A 14,366-nucleotide genomic window follows, 5' to 3' on the forward strand; every position below is an offset into this window, starting at 1 on the left:
CAGAACTAGTCATGCCCGCCTAAATAAACTTCACGAACTTTTTCATTGTAAAGAATTTGCTCTTTATTACCCTGTGCAATAATCACACCATTGTGTAGCACATAGGAGTAGTCACAAGTATCCAGCATTTCACGATAATTATGATCCGTAATTAAGATACCAATATCTTTATTTTTTAAGTGGTAAATAATTTTTTGAATATCACCAACAGAAATTGGATCAACGCTTGCAAATGGCTCATCAAGTAGTACAAATTTTGGATTCGTTGCCAGCGCTCTAGCAATTTCTACTCTTCTTCTTTCACCGCCAGACAGGCTAATACCTTTAATATGATGAATATGTTTAATATTAAATTCTGCCAACAACTCTTCTAATCGATGAACTCTTTGCTTTTTATTGAGACTAAAGTTTAATTCTAACACCGCCATAATGTTATCTTCCACAGAAAGCTTACGAAAAATAGAAGGCTCTTGGGGTAAGTAACCAAGCCCTAAATCAGCACGCTTATGCATAGGCAAATGATCAATTCTTTTTTTGTTCAAAGATACTTGACCTGAATTTGCCCTAACCAAGCCACAAGTAATATAAAAACAAGTAGTTTTCCCCGCACCATTCGGACCTAATAATCCAACTACCTTACCACCTTGTACAAAAAATGAAACATCGTTAACCACACTCCTACCTGCGTAAGATTTACTAATATTTTGTATGCTTAGAACATTACTAGACATAATGATTGATACTGATCATAATTAACGATTTTAACAGTTAAACAGTTATTATATTTAATACTAAAAACCTAAACAAAATAATAATCAAGAACAAGCAAGTGTTAGCACACAATGAACTGGCGGTGATATGAGAATCTGCTAAAATTGTTAATATCAATGGCAATATTGAAGCAAGTGAAAAAAATTGTCATTACTAATAATGGTAACGTTACTGGCGATATAAGTACACCAAGAGTTATTCATAAAAAATAACTCTTGCCTTAGGTGGTGTTTCAATGACAGGCACAAAAGTAAATATTACGCCAATCAACACTAACAAAGATGTAAAAACTCAGATGAATAAATCGATTTAACGCCGTATTGAGTTTCAACCAACAAAACGCCTTGATGATTGATCCCAAGGCAAGTACCGTTAAATAACTGTCTCTTGCTTATATGCTTAACTTGTTTATCTAATAAATAATCTACTTTCGCCCACTTAGCATAAAACTCATCAAAACCACTTGATTCAAAAATATCAAAATATTCTAAAATTTTGTTAATTAAATTTTTACTCAAATTGAGCTTATCAATCGGCGTTGAAATTATTTGTTTCAGATCTATCCAAGATGTTTCGCACTGAAAATTTTGATTAAAATTAACATTCAGCCCCAAACCAATAATGACTGATTGATAATCGCCTTGTAGTGAATTCTCAATCAAAATACCTGCCAATTTCCTATCTTCAAAATAAACATCATTTGGCCATTTAAGTTTCAAATCAGAAATACCGTATTTTTCTAACACATCAACCAATGCTAGACCAATCACCAAGCTTAACCCGTTCAATGAAATATTACTAGGAAAAACATAGCGAATTGATAAAATAATGCTTGTATCTTTCTGGCTCAACCACGTTCGGTTGTATTGACCCTTTCCACGAGTTTGCTCAGAAGCAATGCAAATTTGTGTTTTTGTGCAAAAGGCTAACTGAGATAGATAGTCGTTGGTACTGGATATTGAATCAAAAGTAAAGCATTCAACATCATCGCTCAAATAATTAACTAAATCAGAATAATTAACCATGATATAACAAGTAGAGTTAATGACAACCACACCGCTGCAGAGCCCATATCCTTTGCAGCACCCGATAATACGTGATATCCATCACCAATTCTATCAACCACTGATTCAATAGATGAGTTTAAAACTTCAATAATTAACACTAAAAATATAGGCGCAATTAATAGCACCTTATCAACGGATGAGTCCCCTAAGAAAAATGCCAAAGGAATTAACACAATACTTAACCATAATTCTTGCCTAAAAGCTATTTCAGATTGATAACAAAACTTTAAGCCCTTCATAGAAAAGCCAAAAGCATTGATAATTCTACCCAGCCCTGTTCGTTCATTTTTCATGTAAACTCATTTAAATAGTTAACTTAATTTTACCAAAAAATTGAATCATGAAAATAGCATTAGGTGTTGCATACTTAGGCACAAACTTCCACGGATGGCAGTGTCAAAAACCTAACATCCGCACTGTTCAGCAAGTAGTTGAACAGGCTCTATCAAGCGTTGCCAATCACCCCGTTAGGGTATTTTGTTCTGGTAGAACCGATGCTGGCGTGCATGCCACCTGCCAGGTTATTCACTTTGAAACCAACATTAAGCGCGAAAATAAAGTTTGGCTATTTGGTGGCAATGCTAATCTACCAAGTGATGTTAATTTCACTTGGGTAAAACATGTTAATGATAATTTCCACGCACGATTTAGTGCCATTGCTAGACAATACAACTACAAAATACACAACACAAAAGTTCGCTGTTCCATCATAACAGCTCATTCATTATGGGAATCAAAAAAATTGGACATAATGGCAATGAATAAAGCCAGTAAATATTTAATTGGCAAACATAACTTTTCAGCCTTCAGAGGTAGTTTATGTCAAGCGAAATCCTCCATTAAAACCATTGAATTTATAAAACTAAACAAATGTGATGACAACATTCTACTAGACATAAAAGCCGATGCCTTTTTACATCATATGGTACGCAACATTGTTGGCACATTACTCAAAGTGGGTAAAGGTGAAAAATCCATTGAATGGGTGAAAGAGATACTGGATAATAAGCAGCGCAAGCAAGCCGCCCCTGCCGCCCCGTCCCATGGTCTTTACTTTATTAAAGCTTTTTACTCCAATTTATAAATCAATTTTTTCGAAGCTGTTGGCTGGCTAACACCATATTAGTTAATGCAAGATTTACCTCATCCCAATGTCTAGTTTTTAAGCCACAATCAGGATTGACCCATAGTCTTTTAATAGGGATGTACTTTGCCGCTTTTTGCATGAGTTCAACTATAGAATCAACCGAAGGAATATTAGGAGAATGAATGTCATAAACGCCTGGGCCTATTTCATTAGGATAATCAAACTCATCAAATATATCTAATAATTCCATGTCCGAGCGAGAAGTCTCAATAGTGATAACATCAGCATCCATCTGCGCTATTGCCTCAATAATATCATTAAATTCTGAATAACACATATGTGTGTGAATTTGAGTTTCATCACTTACACCATTAGCACTGACTCGATAAGCCCTAATTGCCCAATCAAGATAAGTTTGCCACTGAGATTTTCGCAGTGGCAAACCCTCTCTTAATGCCGCTTCATCAATCTGAATGATATTTATATTAGATTTTTCAAGGTCCAATACCTCATCTCTAATAGCCAAAGACAACTGCAAACATGTTGTCGCTCTTGGCTGGTCATCACGCACAAATGACCAATTCAACATCGTAACAGGGCCTGTAATCATGCCTTTCATAGGCTTATTAGTGAGTGACTGAGCGTAGGTTATCCAATCTAGCGTCATGGGTTTTGGACGAAAAATATCACCAAAAATAATCGGTGGCTTGACACAACGCGAACCATAAGATTGCACCCAACCAAATTGACTAAATACATAGCCACTTAGTTGTTGTCCAAAATATTCCACCATGTCATTACGTTCAGGTTCACCATGCACCAAAACATCTAAACCCAAGTGTTCTTGCACTTGCACACAATACCTAATTTCAGAACGCATCGTTTGCATATATTGCTCTGCTGATAATTTACCCAATTTATAATCGTGTCTGGCTTGTCTAATCTCTAGCGTTTGTGGAAACGAACCAATGGTCGTGGTTGGATATAAAGGTAAGTTAAATTTTTCACTTTGCAATTTTGTTCTACTCTTATAATCAGATTGACGATTACCCAGTTCATCATTTACTTTAGCAATGCGTTCTTTAACTTTAGCGTTATGCACAAGTGGTGAATATTTTTTAGAATTAATGGCATCAATATTATTTGCTATTTCTTTAGTTACACTTGCTTGACCTTGATTAAGTGCTTGTGCTAATAAGCTTAGTTCTTCTAATTTTTGCACAGCAAACCCAAGCCATGATTTAATATCGTCATTCAGTTCTTGCTCGCTGTCTAAATCCACAGGCACGTGCAATAATGAGCAAGACGGGGCTAGCCATAATCTATTTTGTAATTGCTGGTGAATAGGTTCTAGCCACAACAAGGTTGTACTTAAATCTGTTTTCCAAATATTACGACCATTTACCACACCCAATGATAAAATTTTATCATCTGATAGACTATCAATCAGCAATTGAACCTCATCTTTTGCATTAATTGCATCAATATGTAACCCGTCAATAGGTAAGCCACAAGCAAAGCTTAAATTATCCTGTAAAGTACCAAAATAACTAACAAGTAACAATTTAATCGGACTATTTGCCAATATATCATAAGCCTTCCTAAACGCCACTTGCCAATCTGTTTCTAATTCTGTGACCAAAATAGGTTCATCAACCTGTATCCACTCTATGCCTAACTTTACCAATTCATCAAATAATTGCGTATACACTTTAACCAATGAGTCTAATAAATCTAGTTTATTGATTTTATCTTTAGACTTGCCTAACCATAAGTAAGTGACTGGGCCAATAACAACAGGCTTAACCTTTACACCTTGCGCTTGCGCTTGTCTAATTTGTGCAATCAGACGTTGTGCTTGGAGTGCAAAGTTTGTCTCTTGACTAAATTCTGGTACAATATAGTGATAATTGGTGTCAAACCATTTGGTCATCTCACCCGCTTGAATACAAGTACGCTCAGACTCATTAATAAAGGCGCGCCCACGCGCTACTCGAAAATAGTTATCTAGCTCATTATCTGATAAATTTTCAGCACGTTTTGGGATATTACCTAATAAAAAACTCATATCCAAAACATGATCATAAAAAGAAAAATCACCTACTGGCACCCAATCTAATTTATTTTGATTTTGCCAGTATTGCTTGCATAATGTACTAGCAGTTTGCAATAACTCATCTTGAGAGATTGCATTTGACCAATATTTTTCTAATGCAAATTTTAACTCCCGATGTCTACCAATACGTGGAAAACCCAAATTGTGTATTGTAACCATAATTGAGATTCCTACTGAATTAAAGTCAAAGATTATATAAGGGCTACTATATAAAGTAAAATGATTATTTTTAACTTAACAATGAATTATATTCATATATGATAACGCTTAAACATTTAAAAATCATCCAAGCATTACATGAAAATAGCACTTTAACGCGCGCTGCAAATGTGTTATATTTGAGTCAATCTGCCTTATCCCACCAAATTCGTTACTTAGAGGAAAAACTGGGTGTTACACTCTGGGAACGAAAAGGTAGAAATTTACTCCTCACAAAAGCAGGTGAATTATTATTACAAACTGCACAACAATTGTTGCCAATTTTAGAACAAACTGAGAAAACTTTGAAAGCCTATGCACAAGGTCACCAAGGTATTTTACGTATAGGCGTTGAATATTATCCTTGCTATAAGTGGCTAACAAAGGTCATTGGTGTGTTTTTGCAAAAAATGCCTAATGTTGAAGTAGAAATCATCAACAAATTTCAATTTTCTGGGCACGAAGGGTTGCTCAATTACCATATTGATATTCTAATTACACCTGATATAGAGAAAAAAGCAAACATTCACATTGAAACACTCACCCAATATAATTTGGTACTTTTAGTTGCTGATAAACACCCACTAGCACATAAAAAAGTAATTATACCAAAAGACTTAGCTCATAAAACTTTACTTACTTTTCCTGTGCCACTAGAACGACTCGATATTTTAACAAAATTTTTAAACCCAGCACATACCAAGCTCAAATATATTAAAAAAATTGAATCCATTGAGATCATACTACAAATGACAACGCTCGGACGTGGAGTTTGTATATTCCCAGAATGGCTGGCAGATGAATTTATTAAAAAAATGCCTGTTAAAAAAATTCGTATAAGCGCCAACGGGCTTAGTCAAAAACTCTTTGCAATTTTGCGTAAACAAGACAAAGAAATTAATTATATTCAACGCTTTGTCAAAATTAGTAAGAAGGTAGTCAATAAGACCTAAAAAATTACTTAATCAGTAAAAAACTTGTTTGGTGATGATTAATAATGTTGTGATTATGGTATAATTTTTTCTATTATTTTTTATGCTTAAAAAATCAAAATCATGTTAAATAAACAAAATATTTTAGCTATTATTTTTGCTATTTTTGCCGTGTGGCTTTCAACAATTGCACCAACTACTCCCATCTCTTGGATGTTGGGCATTCTAGTATTAACAATTTATTTGTTTACTTTTGAAGTGTTAGAAATTGATGAAGCCTCCATTACTATTATGATTATTTTAGGATTAAGCTCTATACCATGGATTCATACTTTAATGGGTCTAGAAGAAGGTTTGGTTGATAACCAGAGACTGTTTGATGGATTTTCTTCTAATGCAGTTATGTCAATTATTGCGGTAATGATTATTGGTGCAGGCTTAGATAAGACAGGATTAATGGGCAAGGTTGCTACTTTTATTCTTAAAGTAGGGGGTAGTTCTGAACCAAGAGTGATTCCAATCATCTCTTCTACCGTTGGATTTATCTCATCTTTTATGCAAAATGTAGGTGCAGCTGCACTATTTATCCCTGTTGTGAGTCGTATTTCATCACGCTCTGGTATTCCAATATCACGGCTATTAATGCCGATGGGATTTACAGCAATTTTAGGTGGTACAATAACCATGGTGGGTTCTAGCCCTTTAATCTTGCTAAATGATCTAATTCTAACCACTAATCAGGGATTAGAAGTTGGACAACAAATGGATACCTGGGGATTGTTCTCTGTAACCCCAATAGGTATTGCATTAGTTATAACAGGTATTGTGTATTTTGTTATTGTTGGAAGGTTTGTTTTACCTGCAGCTAAAAAAAACCAATCTGAATCTGTATCAGCCATTGAACACTTTCATCAAGTTTACAACATAGATTATGATTTATTTGAGGTTAATGTCCCTAAAGACTCTAACTTAATTGGCATGATGCTTGATGATATTGAAACGGCTACTAAAATCAGAATCATCGCTATACAAACCACTGAGGGTAGAACATTTATTGGTCACCACTCAGTTGAGCGTAGCACTACAATTAAAGCACAAATGACTTTAGGTGTATTGACAACAAAAGAACATCTGGATGCTTTTGTTCAAGGCTTTCATCTTGAACTATCAGATACCATTAAAAAATTCTCTAACTTATTATCTACACAAGAGTGTGGGACAGCAGAAATTGTCATTCCACCTAATTCTTCTCTCATTAATCAAAGTGCTAGAGATATATGGTTACGCAAAACTTATGGCATTGCCATGGTGGCATTACATCGTGGTGGAGAAACCATGCAAGAAGGCGAAGGCATTCGTGATATACCCTTTCAATCAGGCGATACACTAATTGTCTACACACGTTGGGTTGACTTAGACAGGTTGCAATCAAACACCGATTTTATTGTTATCACCTCTGAATATCCAAGACAAGAAGAGTATCGCCCTGAGAAAATTAAATGGGCAAGTATTTTCTTTGCCGTTGCGCTTTTTTTAGTATTATTTACTGATATTAAACTTTCTATCGCGCTCATGACTGGCGCCTTAGGTATGATTTTATCTGGCGTTCTTAAAATAGAAGAGGCCTATCGTGCTGTTTCTTGGAAAACAGTATTCTTATTAGCAAGTCTTATTCCACTAGGCATGGCAGTATCAAAAACTGGTACTGCTTTATGGATTGCACAAGAAACAGTTAAAGTGGTTGGAGATATGGCACCTTGGGTCATACTAACCTCAATTGTCATACTTGCAACTTTTTTTACTTTGGTGATGTCCAATGTAGGCGCGACTATTCTCTTAGTGCCGATTGCTGTTAATATTGCCATTCAAGTAGGAGAAAATCCTGCAGTTTATGCACTAGCAGTAGCTATTGCAACTTCAAACTCATTTTTAATTCCCACCCATCAAGTAAATGCTTTAATTATGGGCCCTGGTGGCTATAAAGTAGCAGATTTTATCAAAGCTGGAAGTCTTATGACAGTACTATTTATCATCGTTATGATGTCAATGATGAGTATTATTTTTTAAAATAACCTTTGACTCCGTTTTTACAACATGAAACATTTAAATCCAACACAAGCAAAAAAAAGACTGATTGATGGCAATCAACGCTTTGTTAATGGCACTACATTGCATTATAAATTTCATCCCCATAGATATATAAAAAATATACAAGATCAAGCGCCTTTTGCTATTGTAGTAGGTTGTTCTGATTCGAGAGTGCCAATTGAGACTATTTTTGATCAGAGTTTTGGCGATTTATTTATTATTCGCATTGCAGGGAATATAGTAGCTCCATCACAAATGGGTAGTGTTGAGTTTGCAATCTCAAAATTTAAAGCCTCCTTGATTATGGTATTAGGGCATTCTAACTGTGGTGCTATTGGCGCTACTATTGATGAGTGCATTAATAAAACATATTTATCAGGCAGTCTTCATTCTATTACTGATAGGATCAAGCCATCAATCCTTCCCTTAATTAGCCTAAATTTGCCAAATCATAAATTAATGAATAAGGCTATTAAGGTTAATACTATTAATTCTGTCAACCAATTACAAAATCAATCACTAATCATTAAAGAGGCTATAGAAAATAATAAATTAGAGATTATAGGCGCTAACTACTCTTTAAAATTAGGTACAGTTCAGTTTCTGACTTAACTTTTTTAGACTTTTGAATTGAATCAATCTGTTTAAAAATTCTCATCCCAATCAACTAAAATAATTTGATTATCTATATCTACTTTAATTAAAAATGGCGAAATATAAGGCACCCAATGTTCTCTCTCTCCATTAATCACAAGTACATTGTTTGAACCAGTATCAACTAGATTGGACACCTTACCAAGTATAATTTTTGCTTTATTGATTACTTCTAAACCAATGAGATCATCCCAATAATACTCGCCTGATTTAAGTTGTGGTAATTGTGATTTTTTAATGTACAAATCAATGCCTATATAAGCCCTAGCTTGCTCTTTATCAAAAACATCTTTGATTTGTGCCACAATGGTTTTAGCTTGCACGCAACCTTGAATAATCTCTAAGGTTTGCCAATTAGCATCAACATTGATATGCCACGGCTGATAAAATAGAATATTTTCTCTTGGATGAGTATGGGAGAAAATTTTTACCCAGCCTTGAACACCAAAAAGACTATTAATCTGCCCGATTAATAGTCTTTTGTCATCAAATGTGAAAATTTCTGAATTACTCAGCGACCTTTTTCGCTCTTGATTGTTAGGTAGCAACACGTTTTTCATAAATTGAAGGGTCTTTGAACTCTTTAACAAGCTGTTTAACACGATCAGAAATTTGTGCACCTTTTGATGTCCAATATGCAAATCTATCTTTTTCGATAGTCAGTCTAACCTCTTGTCCATGAGCAACTGGATTAAAATATCCAAGTCGCTCAATGTAGTAACCACTATCTCTACGTTTTCTAGAATCTGTTGCTACAATTAAATAAAAAGGTTTTTTCTTGGCTCCACCTCGGGCTAGTCTAATTTTAACCATGAATTTTTTACTCCTTTTGTATTATTAATTGCTTATACCAAAAAACATAAGACACGAAATTATATCAGTTTCTTGATTGCGTTCGCTAGTTTTTGTGCATCACCCGTATAAGTCATAGGTGTTAGTTCAGACAAGGCTGTTTTTACTTCATCTGGCATATCAAGATCTTTGATAAAATCTGCTAACACTTGCGCACTAATCATTTGACCACAGGTAAGATCTTTGAGTTTCTCATATGGATTGTCAATGCTATAACGACGCATCATTGTTTGAATTGGCTCGGCTAATACTTCCCATGAATTATCTAAATCCTGAGTTAATTTCTCCTCATTAGTCTGCAACTTACTAATACCATTAACAATGGATGCATACGCTACCAAGCAATGTGCACAACTCACACCTAGGTTTCTAAGCACAGTTGAATCAGACAAGTCCCTTTGCCAACGTGAAATCGCCAATTTATCTGCTAAGTGCGTATTAAGTGCATTCGCAATACCCAAATTACCCTCACCATTTTCAAAATCAATCGGATTGACTTTATGTGGCATGGTAGATGAACCCACTTCACCGGTAATAGTTTTTTGCTTGAAATAACCAAGCGAAACATAACCCCAAATATCACGACAAAAATCAATCAAAATCGTATTAAAACGATTAACTGAATGAAAATACTCCGCAATATAATCATGAGGCTCAATTTGCGTGGTATACATAGAGTAATTGATACCCAAACTTTCAATAAAATCCTGAGAAATTTGCTGCCAATCTAAATCAGGATAAGCACAAATATGTGCATTAAAATTACCCACAGCACCATTAAACTTGCCCATAATTTTTACACTTTTTAGTTGCTTGATTTGTCTTTTCAAACGATAAGCAAAATTAGCCATCTCTTTACCTACAGTACTTGGAGAGGCAGTTTGCCCATGCGTACGAGACAGCATTGAAACTGATGCATTATCTTGCGCCAATTTAACAATGAGTGACAATAACTCGCGCATTTTAATTAGCATGACATTACGCCCTTCTAACAACATAAGTGCATGTGATAGATTGTTAATATCCTCAGATGTACAAGCGAAATGAAAAAACTCACCAACAGCTTCAAGCTCACTATTGCCTTTGATTTTATCTTTCAAAAAATATTCAACCGCTTTAACATCATGATTGGTTATGCGCTCAATCGTCTTAACTGATTGAGCATCAACCAATGAAAAATTAGCAACAATATTATCTAAAAACTTAACCACTGCTTGACTAAAAGTCGGCACTTCCGCTATACCAGCATTATTTGCCATGGCTTGCAACCATCTAATCTCAATTAGAACACGATATTTAATTAAGCCAAACTCACTAAAAATATTATTCAATACTTTGGTTTTATCAAAATAGCGTCCATCAACGGGAGATATAGCGGTCAATTTGGTTAGTTTCATAGAATTATTTTGTAAAAACTGTACAAATTTTTCATCATATTAAAAAACAAAAAAGAGACAGAAATAAAATGATAAAATTATACGCTTTATTATTTTATTCAAAGACTTAGATGAAATCAGCCTATCTTCAACATGTTAATGAGCGTCAACAAAACAATTTACCACCACTTCCCTTAAATGCACAACAAACTAAATCAATGGTTGAGCATTTAATCAAGGATGATGATGCACCTTTCTATCTTGATTTATTAACCCATCGGATACCGCCTGGTGTTGATGAATCAGCCTATATAAAAGCCAATTTTTTAAACAGTGTTGCTAAAGGTAAGCAAGCCTGTCCTAGTATTTCTCAAGCATATGCTACTTTTCTTTTAGGCACTATGATGGGCGGTTACAACATTGAGCCTCTGATTGAACTACTGGATATTACTGCTACAAGAAAAAATGCACAAACAGCACTGGCAAACACCTTATTGATTTATGGAGCATATCAAACTATTTTTGATAAATCTCAAACTAACCCTTACGCCAAGAGTGTTGTAGATAGCTGGGCAGATGCACAATGGTTTAACAAAAAAGCACCCTTACCTCAGAAAATTAAATTGAGTGTTTTTCGTGTTAAGGGCGAGATTAATACAGATGATTTATCACCTGCAACACAAGCTTGGTCACGCCCAGACATTCCTTTGCACGCACAATCCATGTTGATTAAAAAAATGAATAAACCACTTGAGATGATTAAAAAACTCAAACAAAAAGGTCTACCATTAGTCTTTGTGGGTGCTATTGTTGGCACAGGTTCTTCACGTAAATCTGCCATTAACTCAGTGCTTTGGCATATGGGTCATGCTATTGATTACGTACCCAATAAGCACAGTGGTGGTGTTCTATTGGGCGGTAAAATCGCACCAATATTTTTTAATACTGCCCAAGATTCTGGAGCCTTGCCAATTGAGTGCGACGTTACCAAAATGCAAATGGGTAATGAAATCACAATTTATCCATTTGAGGGAAAAATTACCGATAGCAATAATGAAACCATTTCAACTTTTGAACTTTCGCCAACCACCCTATCTGATGAAGTGCGTGCAGGAGGGCGAATTCCGCTTATTATTGGCAGAGGCTTAACTGATAGAACTCGTCAAGACCTAGGCTTACCCATCTCAACTACTTTCTTACGTCCAAAAGACGTTACCCAGAATAATATTGGTTACACATTGGCACAAAAAATTGTCGGCAAAGCTTGCAGTGTAGATGGCATTCGTCCAGGCACTTATTGCGAGCCACATATGTCTAGCATAGGCTCTCAGGACACTACAGGGGCAATGACACGCGACGAATTAAAAGAATTAGCCTGTCTTGGATTTTCAGCTGATTTAGTCATGCAAAGTTTTTGCCATACAGCTGCTTATCCTAAACCTATTGATTTAGAACTACAGCATTCACTACCTGATTTTATACACTCACGTGGCGGTGTGTCACTCAAGCCAGGTGATGGTATTATTCATTCATGGCTTAATCGTATGTTATTACCTGACACAGTAGGTACAGGTGGTGATTCCCATACGCGCTTTCCTATTGGTATTAGTTTCCCAGCCGGGTCTGGGCTAGTTGCTTTTGGCGCTTCACTTGGCGTATTGCCATTGAACATGCCTGAATCTGTTTTGGTACGCTTTACTGGTACAATACAACCAGGAATTACTTTAAGAGATTTAGTCAATTCAATCCCGTATACAGCCATACAAAAGAGCTTATTAACAGTTAAAAAATCTACCAAGAAAAATATCTTCTCAGGTCGTATTTTAGAGATTGAAGGATTGAGTGATTTAAAAGTAGAGCAAGCATTTGAACTGGCTGATGCTTCTGCAGAGCGCTCTGCCAATGGTTGCACAATTAAGCTAAATAAAGAACCTGTAATAGAATATCTAAACTCTAATATTGCTTTATTATCTTCGATGATTAATAAGGGCTATGAGGATAAAAAAACTCTCGCTAGACGAATTCAGGCCATGAAAAAGTGGCTAGATATGCCAGAATTATTGATGGCAGATGTAGATTGTGAATATGCCGCAATGATTGAAATTAATCTTGATGAAATCAAAGAGCCAATTTTAGCGTGTCCGAATGATCCAGATGATGTCAAACTACTTTCAGAAGTAGCCAATACCAAAATTGATGAAGTCTTTATTGGCTCTTGCATGACCAATATTGGTCACTTTAGGGTAGCTGCACAACTATTAAAGGACAAGTCAGAGCTAATAACCGAATTATGGATTGCGCCACCCACCCGAATGGACGAAACGCAACTTAGGGCAGAAGGTGTATACGATACATTTAACAAACTGACCAAACATACCGAAATTCCTGGTTGTTCTTTATGCATGGGCAACCAAGCACGAGTCAAAGACAATGCTACAGTGATATCTACCTCAACACGCAACTTCCCTAATCGTTTAGGCGATAATGCCGATGTCTATTTATCTTCTGCTGAAGTAGCAGCAATTACCGCTAAACTAGGACACATTCCAACAAGAACAGAATATCAACAAGCAATAAAGGACATCAAACCAATGGAAACACAAATTTATCAAAATCTAAATTTTAACCAATTAGATGAATACAAAAATGAGGAAAATAATGTATCACCAGAAATCATCTTAAACTCATAGCCAACAAAAAAGTTACAAAAATGGCTTTTTATTAAAATTTAATGAAAGTAAATTACTTAATTTTTGCTTCTTTGTACACTACGTGCTTTCTAACAACTGGATCAAACTTTTTAATCTCTATCTTTTCTGGATGAAGACGCTTATTTTTAGTCGTTGTATAAAAATGGCCTGTTTTGGCTGATGATACTAATCTAATTTTCTCTCTCATAACTAACTCCTAAACCTTTTCGCCACGTATACGAATTTTTGCTAATACAGTGTCAATACCTTTTTTATCGATAATGCGCAATCCTTTCGCTGATAGCTTTAATTTAACAAAACGATTTTCATTTTCCACCCAAAAGCGATGCGTATGAAGGTTTGGATAAAAACGACGACGCGTTCTATTATTCGCATGAGATACATTGTTACCACTTATTGGTCGCTTACCCGTAACCACACATACCTTCGCCATAATCAACCTATCAAAAAATCTAAAAAGGGGATTATACTTAAAATTATTCAACTTTCAAAACTAAATTATACAAAAGCCCTA

14 protein-coding genes are annotated in these 14,366 nt (G+C 35.3%); 5 read left to right on the forward strand and 9 right to left on the reverse strand.

Features of this window, described 5'->3' with window-relative positions; all coding sequences use genetic code 11:
• Nucleotides 1–5: 5 nt before the first annotated feature.
• From lptB to RMAG_RS04875, 3 genes are all read right to left on the reverse strand, one after another.
• Nucleotides 6–731 carry an LPS export ABC transporter ATP-binding protein gene (gene lptB, locus RMAG_RS04865; protein ID WP_011738312.1) on the reverse strand — a complete coding sequence of 242 codons (726 nt, stop codon included), beginning with the start codon at nt 729–731 and terminating at the stop codon, nt 6–8.
• A gap of 312 nt (nt 732–1,043) precedes the next feature.
• Entirely contained in the window at nt 1,044–1,796 is a 753-nt protein-coding gene (locus tag RMAG_RS04870) for a biotin--[acetyl-CoA-carboxylase] ligase (protein ID WP_011738313.1), read from the reverse strand.
• Nucleotides 1,775–2,131, reverse strand: coding sequence for a diacylglycerol kinase (locus RMAG_RS04875; RefSeq protein WP_011738314.1), 357 nt, complete (start codon nt 2,129–2,131; stop codon nt 1,775–1,777). The genes RMAG_RS04870 and RMAG_RS04875 overlap by 22 nt, the downstream gene beginning before the upstream one ends.
• A 47-nt stretch (nt 2,132–2,178) precedes the next feature.
• On the opposite strand from RMAG_RS04875, the gene truA reads away from it, so the two are divergent.
• Entirely contained in the window at nt 2,179–2,922 is a 744-nt protein-coding gene (truA, locus tag RMAG_RS04880; protein ID WP_011738315.1) for a tRNA pseudouridine(38-40) synthase TruA, read from the forward strand.
• Between the two features lies 1 nt (nt 2,923).
• On the opposite strand, the gene metE is transcribed toward truA, so the two are convergent.
• Nucleotides 2,924–5,200 carry a 5-methyltetrahydropteroyltriglutamate--homocysteine S-methyltransferase gene (gene metE, locus RMAG_RS04885; RefSeq protein ID WP_011738316.1) on the reverse strand — a complete coding sequence of 759 codons (2,277 nt, stop codon included), beginning with the start codon at nt 5,198–5,200 and terminating at the stop codon, nt 2,924–2,926.
• 98 nt (nt 5,201–5,298) lie between these two features.
• Between metE and RMAG_RS04890 the strand changes: the two genes are divergently transcribed.
• The 3 genes from RMAG_RS04890 to RMAG_RS04900 all read left to right on the forward strand — a co-directional run bounded on the left by RMAG_RS04890 (nt 5,299) and on the right by RMAG_RS04900 (nt 8,871).
• Nucleotides 5,299–6,192: a LysR family transcriptional regulator gene (locus RMAG_RS04890; protein ID WP_011738317.1), complete on the forward strand. Its 894-nt coding sequence runs from the start codon at nt 5,299–5,301 to the stop codon at nt 6,190–6,192.
• Nucleotides 6,193–6,294: 102 nt separating this feature from the next.
• Nucleotides 6,295–8,238, forward strand: a complete 1,944-nt coding sequence (locus tag RMAG_RS04895; protein ID WP_011738318.1) for an SLC13 family permease — start codon at nt 6,295–6,297, stop codon at nt 8,236–8,238.
• 27 nt (nt 8,239–8,265) lie between these two features.
• Complete coding sequence (locus RMAG_RS04900) at nt 8,266–8,871, forward strand: carbonic anhydrase (RefSeq protein WP_011738319.1); 606 nt, start codon at nt 8,266–8,268, stop codon at nt 8,869–8,871.
• A gap of 32 nt (nt 8,872–8,903) precedes the next feature.
• Here the strand turns inward: RMAG_RS04900 and rimM are convergent, their stop codons facing one another.
• From rimM to purB, 3 genes are read right to left on the reverse strand one after another with little or no spacing between them, the layout of a single operon-like run.
• Entirely contained in the window at nt 8,904–9,473 is a 570-nt protein-coding gene (gene rimM / locus RMAG_RS04905; RefSeq protein WP_011738320.1) for a ribosome maturation factor RimM, read from the reverse strand.
• Nucleotides 9,451–9,726: a 30S ribosomal protein S16 gene (rpsP, locus tag RMAG_RS04910; RefSeq protein ID WP_011738321.1), complete on the reverse strand. Its 276-nt coding sequence runs from the start codon at nt 9,724–9,726 to the stop codon at nt 9,451–9,453. The genes rimM and rpsP overlap by 23 nt, the downstream gene beginning before the upstream one ends.
• A gap of 59 nt (nt 9,727–9,785) precedes the next feature.
• A complete protein-coding gene (purB, locus tag RMAG_RS04915; protein ID WP_011738322.1) occupies nt 9,786–11,162 on the reverse strand; it encodes an adenylosuccinate lyase in 1,377 nt (458 codons plus the stop codon).
• 110 nt (nt 11,163–11,272) lie between these two features.
• On the opposite strand from purB, the gene acnB reads away from it, so the two are divergent.
• The gene (acnB, locus tag RMAG_RS04920) at nt 11,273–13,831 is read left to right on the forward strand and encodes a bifunctional aconitate hydratase 2/2-methylisocitrate dehydratase (protein WP_011738323.1); all 2,559 of its coding nucleotides are present in this window, start codon (nt 11,273–11,275) and stop codon (nt 13,829–13,831) included.
• A 52-nt stretch (nt 13,832–13,883) separates the two neighbouring features.
• Here acnB and rpmG read toward each other — a convergent pair whose 3' ends face one another.
• Both rpmG and rpmB read right to left on the reverse strand, forming a co-directional pair.
• A complete protein-coding gene (rpmG, locus tag RMAG_RS04925; protein ID WP_011738324.1) occupies nt 13,884–14,039 on the reverse strand; it encodes a 50S ribosomal protein L33 in 156 nt (51 codons plus the stop codon).
• Between the two features lie 9 nt (nt 14,040–14,048).
• Nucleotides 14,049–14,285, reverse strand: coding sequence for a 50S ribosomal protein L28 (gene rpmB, locus RMAG_RS04930; RefSeq protein WP_011738325.1), 237 nt, complete (start codon nt 14,283–14,285; stop codon nt 14,049–14,051).
• Nucleotides 14,286–14,366: the final 81 nt, after the last annotated feature.

This window comes from Candidatus Ruthia magnifica str. Cm (Calyptogena magnifica), from assembly GCF_000015105.1.
GTDB lineage: Bacteria > Pseudomonadota > Gammaproteobacteria > PS1 > Pseudothioglobaceae > Ruthia > Ruthia magnifica.